Annotated in this window: 16 protein-coding genes; 8 read left to right on the top strand and 8 right to left on the bottom strand. The window is 61.7% G+C overall.

Annotated elements, in window-relative coordinates:
* Positions 1-29: 29 nt before the first annotated feature.
* From GMET_RS12345 to GMET_RS12360, 4 genes are all read right to left on the bottom strand, one after another.
* Positions 30-542: a TlpA disulfide reductase family protein gene (locus GMET_RS12345; RefSeq protein ID WP_004512448.1), complete on the bottom strand. Its 513-nt coding sequence runs from the start codon at positions 540-542 to the stop codon at positions 30-32.
* The gene (locus tag GMET_RS12350; protein WP_004512447.1) at positions 539-1924 is read right to left on the bottom strand and encodes a sigma-54-dependent transcriptional regulator; all 1386 of its coding nucleotides are present in this window, start codon (positions 1922-1924) and stop codon (positions 539-541) included. The genes GMET_RS12345 and GMET_RS12350 overlap by 4 nt, the downstream gene beginning before the upstream one ends.
* A 10-nt stretch (positions 1925-1934) precedes the next feature.
* A complete protein-coding gene (locus GMET_RS12355; RefSeq protein ID WP_011366055.1) occupies positions 1935-3038 on the bottom strand; it encodes a two-component system sensor histidine kinase NtrB in 1104 nt (367 codons plus the stop codon).
* Between the two features lie 126 nt (positions 3039-3164).
* A complete protein-coding gene (locus GMET_RS12360; protein WP_004512445.1) occupies positions 3165-4133 on the bottom strand; it encodes a polyprenyl synthetase family protein in 969 nt (322 codons plus the stop codon).
* A 292-nt stretch (positions 4134-4425) separates the two neighbouring features.
* Here GMET_RS12360 and GMET_RS12365 point away from each other — a divergent pair, with 292 nt between their 5' ends.
* Genes GMET_RS12365 through GMET_RS12375 form a run of 3 tightly spaced genes read left to right on the top strand, consistent with a single transcriptional unit; the run spans position 4426 to position 7665 of the window.
* Positions 4426-5100, top strand: a complete 675-nt coding sequence (locus GMET_RS12365) for a TVP38/TMEM64 family protein (protein WP_011366056.1) — start codon at positions 4426-4428, stop codon at positions 5098-5100.
* A complete protein-coding gene (arsS, locus tag GMET_RS12370; protein WP_004512443.1) occupies positions 5101-6057 on the top strand; it encodes an arsenosugar biosynthesis radical SAM (seleno)protein ArsS in 957 nt (318 codons plus the stop codon).
* A gap of 18 nt (positions 6058-6075) precedes the next feature.
* A complete protein-coding gene (locus tag GMET_RS12375; RefSeq protein ID WP_004512442.1) occupies positions 6076-7665 on the top strand; it encodes a glucose-6-phosphate isomerase in 1590 nt (529 codons plus the stop codon).
* Between the two features lie 62 nt (positions 7666-7727).
* Here GMET_RS12375 and GMET_RS12380 read toward each other — a convergent pair whose 3' ends face one another.
* Positions 7728-8858 (bottom strand): hypothetical protein, encoded by a 1131-nt coding sequence (locus tag GMET_RS12380; protein WP_238378921.1) that lies wholly within the window; start codon positions 8856-8858, stop codon positions 7728-7730.
* Between the two features lie 511 nt (positions 8859-9369).
* On the opposite strand from GMET_RS12380, the gene GMET_RS12385 reads away from it, so the two are divergent.
* On the top strand, positions 9370-11190 hold the full coding sequence (locus GMET_RS12385) for a CHASE domain-containing protein (protein ID WP_004512440.1): 1821 nt from the start codon (positions 9370-9372) through the stop codon (positions 11188-11190).
* Between the two features lie 85 nt (positions 11191-11275).
* Here GMET_RS12385 and GMET_RS12390 read toward each other — a convergent pair whose 3' ends face one another.
* From GMET_RS12390 to GMET_RS12400, 3 genes are all read right to left on the bottom strand, one after another.
* Positions 11276-11509 (bottom strand): hypothetical protein, encoded by a 234-nt coding sequence (locus tag GMET_RS12390; RefSeq protein ID WP_004512439.1) that lies wholly within the window; start codon positions 11507-11509, stop codon positions 11276-11278.
* A gap of 62 nt (positions 11510-11571) precedes the next feature.
* On the bottom strand, positions 11572-11790 hold the full coding sequence (locus GMET_RS12395; protein ID WP_004512438.1) for a hypothetical protein: 219 nt from the start codon (positions 11788-11790) through the stop codon (positions 11572-11574).
* A gap of 328 nt (positions 11791-12118) precedes the next feature.
* On the bottom strand, positions 12119-13486 hold the full coding sequence (locus tag GMET_RS12400) for a L,D-transpeptidase family protein (RefSeq protein WP_238378922.1): 1368 nt from the start codon (positions 13484-13486) through the stop codon (positions 12119-12121).
* 283 nt (positions 13487-13769) lie between these two features.
* Between GMET_RS12400 and GMET_RS12405 the strand changes: the two genes are divergently transcribed.
* The 4 genes from GMET_RS12405 to GMET_RS12420 all read left to right on the top strand — a co-directional run bounded on the left by GMET_RS12405 (position 13770) and on the right by GMET_RS12420 (position 19453).
* Positions 13770-15158: a TatD family hydrolase gene (locus GMET_RS12405; protein ID WP_011366057.1), complete on the top strand. Its 1389-nt coding sequence runs from the start codon at positions 13770-13772 to the stop codon at positions 15156-15158.
* A gap of 401 nt (positions 15159-15559) precedes the next feature.
* Positions 15560-16924 (top strand): L-lactate MFS transporter, encoded by a 1365-nt coding sequence (locus GMET_RS12410; protein ID WP_004512435.1) that lies wholly within the window; start codon positions 15560-15562, stop codon positions 16922-16924.
* Positions 16925-17111: 187 nt separating this feature from the next.
* Positions 17112-18800, top strand: coding sequence for an AAA family ATPase (locus tag GMET_RS12415; protein ID WP_004512434.1), 1689 nt, complete (start codon positions 17112-17114; stop codon positions 18798-18800).
* On the top strand, positions 18797-19453 hold the full coding sequence (locus tag GMET_RS12420; RefSeq protein WP_004512433.1) for a hypothetical protein: 657 nt from the start codon (positions 18797-18799) through the stop codon (positions 19451-19453). The genes GMET_RS12415 and GMET_RS12420 overlap by 4 nt, the downstream gene beginning before the upstream one ends.
* Positions 19454-19461: the final 8 nt, after the last annotated feature.

A 19461-nucleotide genomic window follows, 5' to 3' on the forward strand; every position in this document is an offset into this window, starting at 1 on the left:
TATTTTGACTACTTGCTACTTGCTACTTGCTATCTCGCTTTGCTAAGTTCGTTGTTCAGGAAGGCGATCACCTCGGGGTGGTCCCACTCCATGGCGCCGACGACCTTTTTGAGTATAACACCATGGCGGTCGATGACAAAAGTCTCGGGGACACCCGTTGTGCCGTAGAGTTTGCCGACCCGCTTGTCGGCATCCAGAAGCACCGGCAGAGTGAAACCGGTCTTGCGGAAGAACTCCTCCACCGCCACCTTCCCCCCCTCATCGATGGAGACGCAGAGCATCCGGAACGGTTTCCCGGCCATGGCCGCGTTGAGCCGCATCATGGAGGGAATCTCCTCGCGGCAGGGGGGGCACCAGGTGGCCCAGAAGTTCACGATCACCACCTGGCCTTTCAGGTCGGAGAGCTTCACCACCTCGCCGTTCAGGGTGTTCAGGGTGAAATCGGGGGCAGGGTTCTCCTCGACGGGAGGCTTCGACTCTTTTGAGCATCCCGTAAGGGCCAACAGGAACAAGATCGGCAGAATCAGGAAAATCTTTCTCATTTTTTTCTCTCCGGCGTTGTGATGGAGTATTTCTCCATGCGGTAGATGAGGGTATGACGCGGTATGCGCAGAAAGCGCGCCGCCGAACTCTGGTTCCAGTTGTTGCGCTCCAGGGCCTCGACGACGATCTCCCGTTCGAGTTGCTCTAGGGAATACCCCTCGTCGGGGAGGTTGATGACCCGGCATTCCCTCTGGGGAGAGCGCCCACGCCGCACCTTCTCGGGAAGATCGTCGGGGTGGATCGTGTCGGCGTTGCGCATGATGAGGATCCGCTCCACGGTGTTCTCCAGTTCCCGCACGTTGCCGGGCCAGCCGTAGGCGGCCATGACTGCCAGGATCTCGGGAGAAAAAGTGACGGAGGCCCCGCCGTGTTTGGCGGCAAAATGGCGCACGAGCAGCGGGATATCCTCCTTCCGCTCCCTCAAGGGGGGGAGGTGGACGGGAATAACCGAAAGGCGGTAGAAGAGATCCTCCCGGAAGCGCCCTTCCGCGATGGCTTCCTCCAGGTCGGCGTTGGTGGCTGCCACCACCCGCACGTCGAGCTTGATGGTGTGAGCCCCCCCGACCGGCTGCACTTCCTTTTCCTGGAGCGCGCGCAGAAGTTTCGACTGGAGCTCCACCGGCAGTTCCCCCACCTCGTCGAGGAAAAGGGTTCCCGCCTCGGCCTGCCGGAACTTACCCTCCTTGTCCTGCACTGCCCCGGTGAAGGCCCCCTTCACGTGGCCGAAGAGCTCACTCTCAAGGAGATCGCGGGGGATGGCGGCGCAGTTGATGGCGACGAAGGGTGCGGCGCGCCGCGAGCTCCGGTTGTGAATGGCCCGGGCCACCAGTTCCTTGCCGGTCCCCGACTCACCGGTGATGAGAACGGTTGCGTCGGTATCGGCCACCCGGTCGATGACACGGAAGACCTCCTCCATGGGAGGGGAAATGCCGATGATGCTGCGGAACTCCTCCCGTTCGGAAAGCTCCTCCCTGAGGCGCCGGTTCTCCCGGGAAAGCCCCTGCATGTCCAGGGCCTTGCGAACCGTCAGCTTCAATGCCTCCCGATTGAAAGGCTTGGTAATGAAGTCGTAGGCCCCGGCCTTCATGGCCTCCACCGCCGCTTCCACCGCGCCGAAGGCGGTGATGACGATGACGACCGTGTCGGGGAAGCGCTCCTTCACCTCCCTGAGGAGCTGAAATCCACCCATGCCGGGCATCTTCAGGTCGGTCACCACGAGGGTCGGCGCGCCATCCTCGAAGAGGCGAAGCCCCTCCTCGCCGCTGCCGGCGGTGAGCACTTCGTACCCCTCCTCCTGGAGATTATACTCGAGCACCCGGCGCAGCGACACATCATCGTCAACGATCAGCACCCGCACGGTTTTCTTCTCGCCATTTGCCACCCGTCACTCCTTACAGGGGAAGCCGCACCCGGAACGTTGTCCCCTGCCCCGGCTCGCTCTCCACCGTCACGGTCCCGCCGTGTCCCTCCACGATCCGTTGGGTGATGGCGAGACCGAGTCCCGTCCCCCCCTCCTTCGTGGTGAAAAACGGCGTGAATATCCTTTCGAGGCTCTCCCGCGGGATTCCCGCACCGGTGTCGGCAAACGCCAGCTCCACAAGGGGGCGGTCGTCGCCGCTACGCGGGAACATCTTCACCCTCACCGTAACAGTCCCCCCCGCACCGGTGGCCTGGATGCCGTTCAGCATCAAATTGAGAAAAGCCTGCCGCAGTTTCTCCGGGTCGCCGGTGACCGGCGGCACCTCGTCAGCCTCAAGGCCAATTCGCACCCCTCGGGCCGCGGCATCGCTGCCGAGAAGAGTCACCAACTCCCGCAGCTCGGCAGCCAGGTCGCAGGTCTTTCTCTCCCCGTCACCAGGACGTGACAGCCGGAGAAAATCCTCGACCACCCGGTTCAGGCGATCGGTCTCCTTGAGGAGAATCTCCAGGAACTCGTGCTTCGGATGCCCCGGCTGGAAGTCGTCCCGAAGGATTTCCGCCGTCCCCCGGATAGAGCCGAGGGGATTGCGGATCTCATGGGCCAGCATGGCCGAAAGCTCTCCAAGGGCCGACAGCCGCTCGGCCCGGCGCAGTTGTTCCTCGATGCCGATAATGAGGTCTGCCTGGCTCCGGAGCGCGCGGTACGATTCTTCGAGGCGCCGGGCCGCGCGTTCCAGTTCCTCGCGGCGCTCCCCCTCCTTCTGGCAGAGGAATCCGGTAACTCCCCCCACCACGTTGTAGAGGAGAATCTCCAGGAATTTCTCCAGCTCCAGCGACGGATGCACGCCCCACTGAAAGAGGACATGGGGAACGTAAAGGATGCTGACGATGATGGAAGCGGCGAGCCCCCCCCTCAGACCGAACCAGAGGGCGGCCAGAATGATCGGCAGGTAGTAGAGCCGCTGGAAGATGTCGTGGAGCGCAGGAAGATGGAGCGGAGTCAGATAATGAAAGAGGCTGATCCCGATGATTGCTGCGGCAAGAAACAGGATGCGGAGGGGACCTGTCAGCGTCATGGTGTGATTATGTAGAGGATGGCCAGCAATAATGCAAGGGAGAAATCGGTCAGGCCCGGCCGGCGCCGGACCGGGTGAGATAGACCAGACAGACTGAGCCGCCGTGTGACCGGGGCAGAGGGTTCGTTAACGGTTGCGGCTCACCACGTAGTCGGCCAGATCGAGCGCGGCCTGCTTCTCCGTGGAGGCGGGGAACGCCTGGAGGTGCTCCTTGCAGCGGGCAATGTACTCGCCTGCCACCTCGGTGGTGTACTGGATGCCGCCATACTTGTGGACCAGGGCGAATACCGCCTCGAAGTCACCCGGCTCCATGACCTCCTTCTCCACGACGGCGGCGATGGTTTCGCGCTCCTCGTCGGTGCACTTGCGGAGGGTGTGGATGAGCGGGAGGGTGATCTTCCCCTCTTCCAGGTCATGGCCGATCTCCTTGCCGAACTGCTCCTCGCTGGCCGTGTAGTCGAGGGTGTCGTCCATGAGCTGGAAGGCAATCCCCAGATCCATGCCGAAGTCCCGCAGGGCCAGTTCCTGCTCCGGCGTGGCCTTCCCGAGGATGGCTCCCGCCTCGCAGGCAGCGGAGAGGAGGACGGCGGTCTTGCTCTTCACCACTTCAATGTACCGCTCCAGCGTCATATCCAGATCGCTCGTGCAGAGGAGCTGGAGGACCTCACCCTCGGCAATGATGGTGGTGGCATCGGATATGACCTTGAGAACCCGCAGGTCACCGGCCTGAACCATGAGAGAGAACGACTTGGAGAAGAGGAAATCGCCCACGAGGACCGATGCCTCGTTGCCCCACACCTCGTTGGCCGAGGCGTTGCCGCGGCGCAGGGTCGCGTTGTCCACCACGTCGTCGTGGAGAAGCGTGGCGGTATGGATGAATTCGATGACGCTCGCCAGGGGCACATGCCGGTCGCCGGTGTAGCCGCACAGCTTGGCGGCGAGGAGCAGGAGCGTCGGCCGGATCCGTTTTCCCCCGCTGGCGAGAACGTATTCCCCCACTTTGCGGATCAGGTAGACATCCGACTCGAGGTCCTTCTTGAACTGTGCTTCGACGTTTTTCAGGTCATCACCGACCAGGGCAAGAGCAGAATGCATTAACACGACCTCAGGCTAAGATTTGGGCAATACTACGGGAATTACGCCAGTTTTGTCAAAGCTTTTCTGCCCGCGCAAACCGCCATCCATCGCGGATTGACCGGATTTCAACGCCCAGTTGATTTGCCCGTCGGCCGGCCTCGGCTATACTGAGGGTGGTAGCAACCAGACCCGGAAGGGGCTTTCCATGGCACTCACACTTCTTCCCGCGGATTGCCGGGACCGCCGCGGCTCCCCCCGTTCGTCGAGAAAGTACTCGACACCCGCATCGGGTGGCAGTTATAACCTTTCCATGACCAGACCGAAGCTTGTCGCAATCGCCGTCATCGGGCTTGCCGTGGCGCTTTTCTTCATGTCGGGGCTCGACAGGCACCTGACCCTTCAATCCCTCAAGGCGAACCGGGAACTTCTCGTATCCTATTCGGAGCAGCACCGTCTCGCCGCGGTCTCGCTCTTTATCGGCATCTACGTGGTGCAGACCGCCCTCTCCCTCCCCGGCGCCGCGATCCTCTCCCTTGCGGCCGGCGCCATCTTCGGCGCAGTACAAGGCACGGTCTACGCGGTGATCGGCGCCACCCTCGGCGCCACGCTCGCCTTCCTCGTGACCCGCTACCTTTTCCACGATGCGGTCCAGGAGAAGTTCGGCCATCGCCTCACAACCATAAACCGGGAGCTGGAAACGGCCGGGCTCAACTATCTCCTCTTCCTGCGGCTCGTCCCCCTCTTTCCCTTTTTCCTCATCAACCTTGCGGCCGGGCTTACCCACCTGCCGTTGCGCACCTTTATCATCGGCACCCTGGTGGGCATCATTCCCGGCGGCTTCGTCTACGTGAACGCCGGGGCGAGCCTCGCCACCATCTCGAATCCGGCCGACGCCGCCTCACCGCGGGTGCTCGGCTCCTTTGCCCTGCTGGGGCTCTTTGCCCTGATCCCGGTCATCTACAGAAAGTTCACACGGAGAGCATGAATGGTTGCGGTATTCAAGGAACGGCTGCGCGAAATCGACCCCATGTACGTCACCTTCGAGGGGCTCCAGACCCTCCAGGTGAACCTGGGGAACATCTGCAACCAGACCTGCGCCCACTGCCACGTGAACGCATCCCCCGCCGGGGACAGGATCATGGGACCGGCGGTGATGGAGAAGATCGTGGGGCTTTTGACCCGTCGCCCCGGCATCACCCTTGACATCACCGGCGGCTGCCCGGAGATGAATCCCCACTTCCGCGCCCTCGTGGAGAAGACCAGGGGCCACTCTCCCCGCCGGATGGTGCGGAGCAACCTGACCATCATGACCGAGCCGGGCATGGAGTGGCTGCCGGGATTCTACCGGGACCAGGAACTGGTGGTCATTGCCTCCCTCCCCTGCTACCAGGAGGAGAACGTGGAACGGCAGCGGGGGCCGGGGGTTTTTGCCCGGAGCATCGAGGCCCTGCGAATTCTGAACGGACTCGGCTATGGCGGCACGCTGGAGCTCAACCTGGTCTACAATCCGGGCGGCCCCCTGATCCCCGGCTCCCAACGGGAACTGGAAGAGGCCTACAAGATCGAACTCCTGACACGCTATGGCATTCGCTTCAACAACCTCTACACCATCGCCAACGCCCCCATCGGCCGTTTCCGCGAGTACCTGGAAGCAAAGGGGGCCTACGAGCGCTACCTCGCCATGCTCGCCACCCGCTTCAACCCCGAGGCGGCCCGCAACATCATGTGCCGGACCCTGGTGAGCGTCGACTGGAAGGGGTTTCTCTACAACTGCGATTTCAACCAGGCCATCGGCCTTCCCATCACCAGCGGCAGCGGCGAAATCCTCAAGATCGACGACCTGGAGGAGGCGGCCACAACAGGGGCTGAACTCTTCCTGGCCCAGCACTGCTACTGCTGCACCGCCGGCGAGGGATCAAGCTGCACCGGTGCGTTGAGCTAACAAGAAAAGGAGACCACCATGGACAACACCCTCCTCTGGAACCGTTACCAATCCCACCTTTTCCACGATCCTGAGTCGGGGCTCATGCTGGACATCAGCAGGATGAACTTCGCGGACGGATTCCTGGCGTCCATGGAGTCGGCCACCCAGAAGGCGTTCGCCGAGATGGGGGAGCTTGAGGGAGGCGCCATCGCCAACCCCGACGAGGGGCGGATGGTGGGACACTACTGGCTGCGATCCCCGGACCTCTCCCCCACCGATGAAATCGCCGCGGAGATTGGCGAGACCGTGCAGCGGATCAGGGAATTCGCCGCCGCCGTCCACGGCGGGAGCATCGCGGCACCGGACGGACGCCCCTTCCGGAAACTCCTCGTGGTGGGGATCGGCGGATCGGCCCTGGGGCCCCAGTTCGTGGCCGACGCCCTGGGGGACGTGGACAACCCGCTCACCCCCCACTTCTTCGATAACACCGACCCCGACGGCATGGACCGGGTCCTGGCCCAGATCGGGCCGGACCTTGCCGGGACCCTCACGGTGGTCATCTCCAAGAGCGGCGGCACCAAGGAGACCCGCAACGGCATGCTGGAGGCCGAAATCGCCTACCGCCGGGCGGGACTCCACTTCCCCCGGTACGCCGTGGCGGTCACCGGCGAAGGGAGCGAGCTGGACCGGACCGCCACCAGTGCCGGCTGGCTTGCCCGCTTTCCCATGTGGGACTGGGTCGGGGGTCGCACTTCTGTAACCTCGGCCGTGGGGCTCCTTCCCGCTGCCCTCCAGGGGCTCGACATCGCCGGCATGCTGGAAGGTGCCCGGCTCTGCGACCAACTCACCCGCCGCCCTGACACGGCCCGCAACCCGGCGGCGCTCCTGGCCCTCATGTGGCACCACGCCACCGGCGGAAAAGGTGCCCGCGACATGGTGGTCCTCCCCTACAAGGACCGCCTCCTTCTCTTCTCCCGCTATCTGCAGCAGCTCATCATGGAATCCATCGGCAAGGAGCTGGACCGGGAAGGGAATGTGGTCTGCCAGGGGATTTCGGTTTACGGCAACAAGGGGTCCACGGACCAGCACGCCTACGTGCAGCAACTTCGCGAGGGGGTGAACAACTTCTTCGTCACCTTCATCGAAGTGCTCCGGGACCGGCGCGGTGCGTCCCTGCCGGTGGAACCGGGGGTGACGAGCGGCGACTACCTGTCCGGCTTTCTCCAGGGAACCCGCACGGCCCTCGGCGAAAAGGGTCGGGAATCCCTCACCATCACCATCCCCGAGGTATCACCCCGCACCGTCGGCATGCTCATCGCCCTCTTCGAGCGGGCGGTGGGGCTCTACGCCTCGCTGGTGAACATCAACGCCTACCACCAGCCCGGCGTCGAGGCGGGAAAGAAGGCGGCCGGGACGGTGCTGGCGCACCAGGCCGACATCATCGCCCACCTGCGCGGGACCGGCTCCTCTCTCACGGCCGACGAGATTGCCGCGGCCCTCGGGCGCCCCGACGCGGCGGAGACGGTTTTCAGGACGCTGCTCCACGCCGCGGCCAACCCGGACCACGGCATCAGAATGGAGCCGGCGGAGTCTCTCACCGCAAGCCGCTTCTCCGTACGGGATTGAGCGGATACACAGCAGTTTGCCACCCGGCTGATACAGGCTCTTTGGGGGTAACAGCAGAGTTACTACCGCGGGGGAAGGAACGGCTCCAGGAGAGCCGGATCAAGGGTGGTATCCGGTTTGACCGGAAATCCCGAAACTGGGTCACGGTCGGCCATCCCGATGGAAAGAATGATTGTGTTTGATTGACCGGAGGCCAGGAGACGGGGCCCCCATTGCAGGAACAGGACACGGTTGTTGGGGTGATTGAGGGGGACGCGGCTCCCCGGCGGGGCAAAGGAGCCGATCTTGTTGGAAAAATAGACGAGGTCAGGGGTTACGTTCCCCTTCCACTCGATGAAGTTGGCCATCCCACTGTAGTTATGCTCTTCGCCCGCGGCTTCATTGCCGTAATCGAAATAGCCGGCCCAGTGGTGCTCCTGGGGGTTGATCGTCTCCTCGTAGGGGACAAGGCGGTCCTTCACCCACCCCACATTGCCGATCGATGACCCATAATTTCCCACCCATGGCTCGTCACCGTAGACATAGTAGTAGCCGCCGGGATACTGCCCGACATTCGTAATCCGGATCGCCAGCGTGAAATAACGGGCTCCGGCCGTGAACCGGGCAGCCCGGTCGATACGGAACGGCAGACCGTCCAGTTCCACTTCGTGACTGCTCGTGATAACAAGCTCCTCGGACGTCTGCTTTGCCACCCTGCTATCAAGGAACCGCCACAACGACGGAGCAATGGTAGAGGACGGGTTACTCCAGGGGCTTATCGATTCATTAACGTTACACCAGAGGTGAAACCAGCGGTTTCCGTCATAGAACGAGACGCCGGTATCGTTGAGGGTTTCGTTACCGGCCTGATTCAGATGATACGGCAATTCTCCGCCGACAAAAACTCCCCTTGTCTCCCTGCCGTCGCTGTCGAGATAACGGCTCAGACAGGTGAGAAAAATGGTTCCGTCGGCGAAATGTCCCTTCACATGGCCACTGCCATCGAAGCGGTACCATTCATGCTCCAGGCGCGTCGCGTCCGTTGCATAGCTGACGTCGCCCCGGAGAAAACGGAGAAGGGGTTGCGCCGGCAGCGCAAGAACAAGCCGGTTCTCGTCGCCGAGAACCAGATCATCCTTGATCTCCAGCAGGCCATTTCCCCCCTTGAGTACGTAGATCCCCTCGAAATGCCAGTAGGGACGAAACCGCACCATGCTCGTGCAAACCGCAAACACCACGACGGCCGCAGCACATGCGATTCCGACACGGGACGAGAACAGGGAATGCAAAATTCGTTTTACCATTGGTCACTGATCCGCATGATTCCTGAGTTGATACGGTACTTCTACAGGTCGCCAGAGAGCCACAGTCAAATAACGGTGGCGATTACCAACTATATTGCAAACTGAATACTACTGCACTCGACAACTGCTTGCCATGCAAATGATTTTCATGACAGTGAGCACATGGACCATCAAGACCACAATCGCGTTGTACGTCAAAAGGCGAAACAGCGGTATGGATACGAACCAAACATTGCCAGTGCCGCTCCCGAATTTCCATCCAATTGGCTTGAAGCCGCGTCGAGCCAATCTATACTTGAAACGAGACTTGCCTGCCGACCAACCGACACCCCTTGCCATCCGGACATCGGCTTCGTCCAACGCCTTTCCCGGATACTTTGGGGAACGAATCCCCGGGCGGTTACCACCAGAGGATTAATTAATGGCCCCGAAAGAGAGCCCAGCAACGAAGTCGCCGGGGAAAGTGCCGAATCTGCAAAGGTTCGCCCATTGGCTCCCGCTGGCGGTTCTGACGGTCGGCCTGCTCCTTACCTACGAACTGTGGAAGCATGAACATCAGATCGTTGCCCGGGATCTCCGGGCGAATTTCGATTTTCTCGTGCAGGAAGATCTCACCCTCATAAAACAGCGCATGCAGGCGTACGAGCAGGTGCTGCGCGGGACGCGGGGATTGTTCACCGCTTCCGAGTCGGTGGAACGCCATGAGTTTCGCGACTACGTGACGGCTCTCGGCCTGGAAGAGTCCTACCGCGGCATCCAGGGGGTGGGTTTTACGCAGATCGTACCGGCAGCGCGACTGCAGTCACATATCGAGTCCGTCAGGAAGGAAGGATTCCCCGATTACGCCATCTGGCCGGACAGGGAACAGGAGATCCATACCTCTATCATTTACCTGGAGCCGTTCTCGGGCCGCAATCTGCGTGCCTTCGGTTACGACATGTTTTCCGAGCAGGTGCGGCATGCCGCCATGGTACGGGCGCGCGACACCGGCACAGTTGCCCTGTCCGGCAAGGTGAGGCTTGTGCAGGAGACCGGGGAGCGGGAACAGGCGGGGGTTCTCAGTTATCTCCCTATTTATGCCAACGGCAAGCGCCTCGATTCCGTGCAGTCGCGCCGCTCGGCAATCATCGGGTGGGTTTACTCGCCATTTCGCATGGACGACCTCATGGCCGGACTTTTCGGTGGTCGCGCCAACGAAATCGATATCGAGATCTACGACGGGGAGGAAATATCCGAAAAGACACTCTTGCACGACTCTGACAAGATCCGCTTCGCCGGGGTCATGGAGGCCCCGCTGCTCGCCATCAAACGGATGGAAATAGCCGGCCGCATCTGGACCGTGGCGTTCCGCTCCCTACCCCCCTTTGAAAAGCGCCTGAAGAGCAACCAGGCAGGATACGTGGCCGTCACGGGGATCGTGCTGAGCCTGCTCCTGACGGCGATCACCCGGCTTCTGGCACGCGGACGGTCCCGTGCCATGGAAGCCAGGGAGGCACTGGCCATCAAGCAGAAGCAGCTTGAAGACCTGAATCTCTCCCTTGAACAACGGGTTGCCGAACGCACCGCGGAACTGGAGCGCCTGAACCGGGAGCTGGAGAGCTTCTGCTACTCCATCTCCCACGAAATACAGGCGCCGATTGCCCGGCTGGATGGTTTCAGCACGGCAATTGCCGAGTCCGCCAGGGATGCCGGCTCTAACGAGGTGCTCTATCTGGCGGAAAGGCTCGGGGTGGCAAGCCGGAAGTTGAGAGACGTCATTGACAGCCTGCTGGTTATCTATCGCCTTGGGAGCACCGAGATGGAGATGGTGCCGGTGGATCTCTCTCAGCTTTGCGGCCAGATATTTGACGAACTGCGGGAACATGAACGCACGATCAAGGTTACCATTGCCCCGGACGTGGTGGTGCAGGGTGATCACCGGATGCTTGAAACCTGCATTCGGCACCTTCTGGAGAATGCAGTGAAATACAGCGCCAGGAATCCGGAAGCGGCAGTCGAGTTCGGGGAAATAATACAGACGGGGGAAGCGGTCTTTTTTGTAAGGGACAACGGTGTGGGGTTCGACATGGCATTTGCCGGCAAGCTCTTCGAGCCTTTCTGCCGCCTCCATTGCGAGTCCGAGTTCGAGGGGAGCGGCACGGGCCTTCCTACCGTGCAGCGGATCATCGAACGGCACGGCGGGAGAATCTGGGCCGAGGCCACCCCGGGAAATGGGGCAACGTTCTTCTTTACTCTCGGCTGACGCGAACCACCATACAAACAGAGGCCGTCACCCCTTCACGGATGACGGCCCCATTAATTCTGCGGCAGGCGGATTGCCGGGCTTTCTAGCGGCTCTTCACCTCGGCCCTTTCCCCGAAGCTCTCCTTAACCCCTTTGGCCATGCCGAGCATGGTGAGAACTGCCGGGACCAGCTGGGCCACGATGATCAGGGCGCAGAACCCGAGGAAAATCCACACGAACACGCCGCTGTTGTCTTCCCGCGCTCCCGATGCCGCCAGGGCCGACGTTACGCTCCCCATTACCAGTGCCAGTGTGCCGGCTGCAGTTCTCGCTCTCATGGCCGTCTCCTTTCTCATCGTATTCGTATTGTGCCGGTCTCTGACCGGGTTGTTTCCGAAACCTAGCGGGCACCTTCCTCTTCCTTGGCCGAGAAGAGCCCCTTCACCATGGAACCGAGCAGGACGATTGCCGGGATGGTCTGGAAGGCGACGACGGCGACGCCCAGGGCCAGGAACAGCGGGGCGAGGAATCCCCCTTCGTCGGCGGCTGCGCCGCTGGCGGCAAGGGCAGAAGAAGCGGTGGCTATCGTAACGATCAGGGCGTTGGCTATGGCTTTCATGGCATCCTCCTTGTTTTCCGGTGCTAACTGATTGCTTTTGTCTTTTACATAGCATCGGGTATGCCAGCAGGATGAAAAAACTTTATTAATTTGTAACCCACTACAATAATTAAGGAATTATTTGTGGCCTGGGATTGAAAAGGTATTGCGGTCGAGAGTGTTTGTATAGGGGGGACATACAAACGCGGGGGGATGAAACTCATCCTCCCGCGAAAATTTTACGTAACATACTGATATTACAGAATATTACCCATCGGTACCTGGTGCATATAAAAAGGATACGCCGCATGGACAAAAACAGCCGGCAACGATGACGCCCCTGCGGAAATCAGAACGAAACCCTTTCGGGTACCCCGTTCATCCTCTTCAGAACCTGTTGGACCTTGTTCCAGTCTATTCTCTCCTCGACGTGCTGCTCCTGCGCGATGCTCTTCACCTGTTCATCGAGATTCTCGTAGCGGTTGTAAATGTCCCGGTGCACTTCAAGGAACACCTGTCCCTCGGCAACCGTCATCTTTACCGGCTCGTAAATAATCTCTCCGGTGGTCTCCTCTGTCACGGAATTGAAGAAATCCTCCATGAATTCGGGAAAAACCCTGATGCAGCCATGGCTGCTGAAACTGTAGACCGATTCGGGCGCGTTAGTGCTGTGGATAAGAATTCCTGGTATCGACGTTTTCAGGGCGTATTTCCCGAGAGGGTTTTTCTTCCCCGGCGGGACAATGGTTTTCACCTCCTTCCCCCGCTCCTTCATCTCCTTCCGGATGGAGGGGGGGACACGCCAGGTGGGATCCTTCACCTTTCCGATGATCCGAAAATTGCCGGTCGGCGTATGCCAGTCGCGCTTTTCGGGATCATTTACCGGTTTCGGTTTTCCCACGGCGACAGAAAGCACCCGGTCAACCTCTCCGTTACGGAAATAGTAGAGAGTGCGATCAGGGATGTTTATGACAATGCCGTCGTCGATCTGGCGGGGGACAATCCGGCGGGTGTCGACACGCAGCACCTGTCCGGCCCTGAGGGGTTTCTGGGGGTCGATCCGGTTGAGCTGCGCCAGCCGCCGCCAGCTGACCCCGAATTTAGCGCCGATATAGCGCAGGCTTTCACCCTTGCCAACAGTGTAGGAGAATCTCTTGCCGATGATCACAGAAGACCGTGGTCTGGCGGTTTCGGTCGCTTCGGCCGGTTCCCCCCTCTCCACGGAGCGCATTTCACCGGGCTGCGGTTCGGCCGGCTCAACAGGCGCAGGCGCCGATTGGGGATGGAGATGCTCGGTGGGAGGGGCCATAGCCGGGCTTGCAGGAGCAGGGGGGGGCAAGGGGGAGACGCTGTCCATCGCCGGAGGGGGGAGTTGGTCATCCCAATCAGCGGTCTGCTTCGACACCGCGTCCCGGCTCGACGGCTGTGGTTCGTCCTTTTCTGCCTGGGCCAGCTCCAGTCGCTCAGAGAGAAGCTTTGCCTTGCCGGCGGCCAGATCGAACAGAACCTCTGCCCGCTTGCGTTCACCCCTGGCCAGGTGGGATTCCGCCCGGGCCACGGTCTCCTCGATGTTCCAGTACTCCTGGCGCGAAATACTGGAGGCAGACCGCTGCCGCAGCCCGGAAAGCTCCGTCAATGCCCGTTTTTTAGCAGTGGGAGGCGTCGAACATCCCGCAAAGAGAACTGCCGCCGCCAGAAAGGAAACCGTACCTCCCATCCCGACGCCGACCCGGCACATTAATGAGACTCTCTGTGCTGCATTTCCAGACAAGACCTCGTCCCCCTTCATCCGCATACCATACAACAATCCGTATACCACGGAACATTGCACGGTAACAAGGGATGCTTACGACCACTACAGGAGTCTGGCAGTGGATGCCGACACTGATGGCAACGCCGTGATTCTGTGCCCTTGCCAGGGGACGGACATTCATGATAGTTCTGTTTCAAGCGGCATCACCATGCCGCCTTTTACGTTGCACCGCGAAAAAGGAACAATCATGAACGAGACCGGTTTCCTCATTGACACCCATGCCCACATCGACGGTCACGACTTTGTCGCCGACTTCGACGAGGTGCTTGGCCGCGCCGCCGAGGCGGGGCTCTCCCATATCATCACCGTCGGCGCAGACCTTGAGTCGAGCCAGGCCGCCTGCGAACTGGCCCGCAAGCACGACCACATCTACTGCGCCGTGGGGGTCCACCCCCACGACGCCTCGCGGGTGACCGAACGCTGCTACCAAGTCATTCGAGAGTTGGCCCAGGGGAACCCGAAGGTGGTAGCCATCGGCGAGATCGGCCTCGACTTCTACCGGGATCGCTCCCCCCGCGACGAGCAGGAACGGGTTTTCCGCCACTTCATCCGCCTCGCCCGGGAACTGGCGCTGCCGATCATCGTCCACGACCGGGACGCCCACGACCGGGTCATGGCGATCCTGCGGGAGGAAAAGGCCGCCGAAGTGGGGGGGGTGCTCCACTGCTTTTCCGGGGACCTGGCCATGGCGCGCGAATGCGTGGAAATGGGATTTTACCTCTCCATCCCCGGCACCGTCACCTACCCCTCCAACGAACAGCTCCGCGAGGTGGTGCGCGGCATCAGGACCGAGCACCTGCTTATCGAGACCGACTGCCCCTACCTCTCGCCGGTTCCCCACCGGGGAAAACGGAACGAACCGGCATATGTCCGGCTCACCGCCACGAAGGTGGCGGAACTGAAGGGGCTCACCCTGGAGGACGTGGGGCGGATCACCTCCCTCAACGCCCGGCGGCTCTTCGGCATCGGCGGCAAGGACCAGGCGGCCCGGATCGCCTACCGGATCAGGAACTCCCTCTACCTCAACATCACCAACCGCTGTTCCAACCGCTGCTCCTTCTGCGCCAAGTTCGACGACTTCACCGTGAAAGGGCATTACCTGCAGCTTGACCACGAGCCGAACTTCGACGAGGTGATGGCTGCCATCGGCGATCCCGGCCCGGTGGACGAAGTGGTATTCTGCGGCTACGGTGAGCCGATGCTCCGCATCGACCTCATCCGGGAAGTGGCGGCCGAGCTCAAGAAGCGGGGTCTCCGCATCCGGATCAATACCGATGGCCAGGCGAACCTGGTCCATGGCCGCAACGTCCTGCCGGAACTGGAGGGACTTATCGACTGCATCTCTGTCAGCCTCAACGCTGCCGACGCCGAAACCTACGCCCGCCTCTGCAACACCCCCTTCGGCACGGCGGGTTTCGACGGCATCTGCCGGTTCCTCACGGAAGCGACGAAGCATATCCCGAAGGTAGTGGCCACGGCGGTCACCGTGCCGGGGGTTGACATCGCAGCCGTGCGGAGCCTTGCCGAGACTCTGGGGGTGGAATTCCGGGAACGGGAGTACGCCGAGGTGGGATAGCACCTGCCGGAACCGGTATTTTTATTTTAACTAAATAAAGCCTGCCCTCGGCGGGCTTTTTTTATTATCGCTGCTGCAACCATTCTCCTTGCATTCATGCGAATCAATCGCACCCGCGCCAATCACAAGCCTAACACCTTAATTTTACTAACCATTACAACCGCACCACATCCTTGTCATCGATCTTGAGTCCGCCAAACGTATAACTAAATTTTGCATGATTGCGAATTACCGGAACAATCACCCTCTGGCCACGCAAGCGACCAACATTCATAACCAATCGATTTACTTGAATTTTGTAAAATATACTCAATTTTATAACAATGGTATGCAAGTTGCTGAAGGAGAGATGTATGAAAAATCGTTAAATGTCGCGAACGTCATAAAAGGAGGTATCAACCATGTCGGACACGGTCAAGAACAGGGGATGGCAAGTGACCCTGGCGGGGACAGGCATCAACCTGGCCCTGGGAGTTCTCTACGCATGGAGCATCTTCAAGGGGGCGATCAAGTCGTCCATCGAAAAGGGGGGCCCCGGCGCATTCAACTGGGACAAGGCCTCCATCAACGACCCCTACGCAATCTGCTGCCTCGCCTTCGCCTTCTCCATGATCATTGCCGGCAAGGCCCAGGACAAGATCGGTCCGGCACGCACCGCCCTCATCGGCGGCGTTCTCGTGGGCACCGGCTTTGCCATCCTCTCCCAGAGCAACAGCTACCTAGCCTGGGTAATCGGCTTTGGGATCCTGGCCGGCTCCGGCTTCGGCTTCGGGTACTCGGCGGCAACGCCCCCGGCCCTCAAGTGGTTCCCCTCCAGCAAGACGGGTCTCATCGCCGGCATTGTCGTGGCCGGTTTCGGCCTGGCGCCGGTCTACATCGCCCCCCTCGCCACCTGGCTCCTGGGCTCCGTGGGGATCCAGACCTCCATGCTCATCCTGGCCGCAGCCTTTGCGATTGTGGTCTGCGGCCTCTCCTTCTTCCTGGTGAACCCTCCTGCCGGGTACGTTCCGGCCGACGCTCCCAAGAGTGATGCCGCAGCCAAGGCGGCGCCTGCCAAACCGACGGTCAATGCAACGGCGGGCGAAATGCTCAAGTCGGGCAAGTTCTATATCCTCTGGATCACCTACTTCATTGGCGCCGGCGCAGGCCTCATGGTCATCGGCAGCGTGGCCGGCATCGCCAAGAAGAGCATGGGCTCCATGGCGTTCCTGGCGGTTGCCATCATGGCGCTGGGCAACGCGGGCGGCCGCGTCGTGGCCGGCATCCTCTCCGACAAGATCGGCCGGATGGCAACCCTCTGCATCATGTTCGTCTTCCAGGCGGCCCTCATGTTCGCCGCCATCCCCCTCGTGGGGGCCGGGCACCCCAATGCCGTTCTCATCGTGCTCCTGGCCACTTTCATCGGCTTCAACTACGGCGCCAACCTCTCCCTCTTCCCCTCCTTCAGCAAGGACTACTGGGGGCTCAAGAACTACGGACTCAACTACGGCCTCCTCTTCACCGCATGGGGCGTGGGGGGCTTCGTGATGGGGCGCGTCTCCGAGATGCTCAACACCTCGACCGGCAGCTTCACCACCTCCTTCACCCTGGCCGGCTCGCTTCTGATCGGCGGCGCGGTCATGAGTCTCGCGCTGCGGCCGGCCAAGGCGGCCAAGCCGGCCGAAGTCGCCATTGCCGAGCCTTCAGCCCGTGGCGTGTTCATGGAAAGCTTCATGCGCGGCTGCGCCGACTTCCTCGGCTTCACCCCCAGTCCGCGCGGCTTCTGACGCCGGAAACAGCAACATCCATCATGCAAACGGAAAGGCTCCGCTCCAGCGGGGCCTTTTTCGTTCCCTGAATGATGACTACCGACACGAGAGAGCTTGACAAGGCGTGGCGCCGGCACGTATATCCAATGGGATTCCCGATTATTTCAAGCACGCTCCGGCCCCCCGCCGGATTCGGTGAAACCCCATGTACTGCGACCATTTCGGCTTCAGCGAACACCCCTTTGCCCTCACCCCGAACCCCGCGTTCCTCTTCCTGAGTTCGCGCCATCAGGAGGCGTTCGCCCACCTTCTCTATGGCATCGACACCCGCGCCGGCTTCATCGAGCTGTCGGGAGAGGTGGGCACCGGGAAGACCACTGTCATCCGGACCTTCCTCAACCAGCTCGACCCGGAAACCCATCGGACCGCCCTCGTCTTCAACCCGACGGTTTCCCCCCTGGGGCTCTTGCAGGGAATCATCCGGGAGTTCGGCCTCCCCGGCACGAGCACCGAGAAGAGTGAGCTCCTCGAAACCCTCAACCGCTTCCTCCTGGACGAAAACCGGGCCGGCCATACGGTGGTCCTGGTCATCGACGAGGCCCAGAACCTCTCCCCCGAGGTCCTGGAGCAGATCCGGCTCATCTCCAACCTGGAGACCGAGCGGGACAAGCTGATCCAGATCGTGCTCGTGGGACAGCCGGAACTGAGACACCTCCTGGCCCGGCAGGAACTCCGCCAACTGGACCAGCGGATCACGGTCCGCTACCACCTGGAGCCCATGGGACTCGACGACACGAAAAACTATATCCGCCACCGGATCAGGATCGCCGCCGGGGGGCGGGAGCCGGTGATTTTCTCCGCCGGCGCCGTAAAGAAGATATTCGGCTTTTCCGGGGGACTTCCCCGGCTCATCAACGCCGCCTGCGACCGGGCACTCCTCCTGGCCTACACCACCGAGGCCCGCGAGGTTTCGCCCGCCATGGCAGCCGCTGCCATTGCCGACGTGGCCACGGAAGCCCGCCCCCCCTCGCCGTCCCGACGCTTCGCGGTCGCTGCCGCCCTCATCCTGGTGGCGGCCCTGGGGGCAGGAACCTTCGCCGTGACGCGGAAAGGGGGCGAATCCCTTCCGTCCGCATCCCCTCCCCCGACCGAGCCGGCCGCATCCGGCGAGCAACCCCTCAAACGCACGGCGGCCTTAGCCGGCCTTGCCGCCGTGCCGGAGAAGGACAACCTCTCGGCCGCGGTCAATACCATCCTCCGGTCGTGGCAGGCTCCACCCGTCGCCTCCAGTCCGTCACCAGCCGATCTCCGCTCCCTTGCCCGGGAGCGGGGGCTGACCGTGACCGAACTCTCGGGCACCCTCAATGACCTGGCCCGCCTCGACACCCCCGCCCTTCTCCACATCACCCTTCCCCAAGGGGGGAAACGCCTCGTGGCCCTGACCTCCCTCGACAAAGGGCACATCGGCATCGATCCACCCATTGCCGGACACTCGACCCTGACCGGGGGTGAGCTGTCGACACTCTGGAGCGGCCGCGCTTCGGTGATCTGGAAGAATTTTCATGGCATTCCCTCCCGGCTGAAGCCGGGGGGGAGGAGCAAAGCGGTCGGACAACTGCAGGAACTGCTGAAGGGAGCGGGATACTACGCAGGGAGGATATCCGGAACCTACGACACCGTCACCCAGGAGGCAATCCGCTCTTTCCAGACGGCGGAGGGGCTCGATGCCGACGGCAGGACCGGGGAAAAGACCCTGCTCCTCCTTTACCGGAGAGCCGGAGGGTTCTTTCCGCCCGGCCTCACCCAGGGAAAAACGGCTGCCCGGACAGAGGCGGGTGACCGTTCCCGGGGAAAAGTGGCACAGACACGATCAAACGGAGAGCAGAGCCGATGAGCCTGATACTCGATGCACTGAGAAAAATGGAGCAGGAACGCAAGGCCCGCCAGGGTGGCGGCATTGACATCCGACCGGATGTGCTGGGGCATACCCGTATCGAATCCGCAGGGAGGTCATGGGGAAGCAAGCCCTTCATCCTCGTTGCCGCCGGCATCGTCCTCCTGGCGGCGGGCGTCGGGACAGGCATCGTGCTGAAGAAGGGAACCGAAGGTGAAAAACCGGAACAGTCCCGCTCCGTCGACCGGAACAGGCCACTTCCCGTTGAGGAGGTGACCTCTGTCACAGTCCCTTCCCCCCCACCCCTCACGCCCACCCCAACGGAAGCGCCACCGGCTGCCATACCGGCGAAACCGGCAGCGCCCCCAGCACCCGTCGCGGCACCGGCTCCGGCGCCGAAACCGGTTCAGCGCTCTGTCGCAGCGGAGCAGCCGGCACCTTCCGAGTATCCCGGGGCGAACCTCACCGTCTCGGGCATTGCCTGGCAGGAGGAGCGGAGCCTGCGGCGGGCCGTGGTGAACGGGAACCTTGTGGGAGAAGGGGCCGAGGTTGCCGGCGCCCGGGTGGTCGAGATCGGCGAGCGGCGCGTGAAATTCTCTCAGGGTGGCCGGACCATCAGCGTATCGCTTTCATCTCCGTTCCAGGGGCGTTGACTGGAAGA

It is taken from the genome of Geobacter metallireducens GS-15 (assembly GCF_000012925.1).
In the GTDB taxonomy this organism is placed as follows: domain Bacteria; phylum Desulfobacterota; class Desulfuromonadia; order Geobacterales; family Geobacteraceae; genus Geobacter; species Geobacter metallireducens.

Excerpts from the sequence above, each read along its gene's own strand:
- GMET_RS12345 (WP_004512448.1), bottom strand. The coding sequence starts at position 542 with ATGAGAAAGATTTTCCTGATTCTGCCGATCTTGTTCCTGTTGGCCCTT.
- GMET_RS12355 (WP_011366055.1), bottom strand. The coding sequence starts at position 3,038 with ATGACGCTGACAGGTCCCCTCCGCATCCTGTTTCTTGCCGCAGCAATC.
- GMET_RS12360 (WP_004512445.1), bottom strand. The coding sequence starts at position 4,133 with ATGCATTCTGCTCTTGCCCTGGTCGGTGATGACCTGAAAAACGTCGAA.
- GMET_RS12365 (WP_011366056.1), top strand. The coding sequence starts at position 4,426 with ATGACCAGACCGAAGCTTGTCGCAATCGCCGTCATCGGGCTTGCCGTG.
- arsS (WP_004512443.1), top strand. The coding sequence starts at position 5,101 with ATGGTTGCGGTATTCAAGGAACGGCTGCGCGAAATCGACCCCATGTAC.
- GMET_RS12375 (WP_004512442.1), top strand. The coding sequence starts at position 6,076 with ATGGACAACACCCTCCTCTGGAACCGTTACCAATCCCACCTTTTCCAC.
- GMET_RS12380 (WP_238378921.1), bottom strand. The coding sequence starts at position 8,858 with ATGGTGCGGTTTCGTCCCTACTGGCATTTCGAGGGGATCTACGTACTC.
- GMET_RS12385 (WP_004512440.1), top strand. The coding sequence starts at position 9,370 with ATGGCCCCGAAAGAGAGCCCAGCAACGAAGTCGCCGGGGAAAGTGCCG.
- GMET_RS12390 (WP_004512439.1), bottom strand. The coding sequence starts at position 11,509 with ATGAGAGCGAGAACTGCAGCCGGCACACTGGCACTGGTAATGGGGAGC.
- GMET_RS12395 (WP_004512438.1), bottom strand. The coding sequence starts at position 11,790 with ATGAAAGCCATAGCCAACGCCCTGATCGTTACGATAGCCACCGCTTCT.
- GMET_RS12400 (WP_238378922.1), bottom strand. The coding sequence starts at position 13,486 with ATGGGAGGTACGGTTTCCTTTCTGGCGGCGGCAGTTCTCTTTGCGGGA.
- GMET_RS12405 (WP_011366057.1), top strand. The coding sequence starts at position 13,770 with ATGAACGAGACCGGTTTCCTCATTGACACCCATGCCCACATCGACGGT.
- GMET_RS12410 (WP_004512435.1), top strand. The coding sequence starts at position 15,560 with ATGTCGGACACGGTCAAGAACAGGGGATGGCAAGTGACCCTGGCGGGG.
- GMET_RS12415 (WP_004512434.1), top strand. The coding sequence starts at position 17,112 with ATGTACTGCGACCATTTCGGCTTCAGCGAACACCCCTTTGCCCTCACC.
- GMET_RS12420 (WP_004512433.1), top strand. The coding sequence starts at position 18,797 with ATGAGCCTGATACTCGATGCACTGAGAAAAATGGAGCAGGAACGCAAG.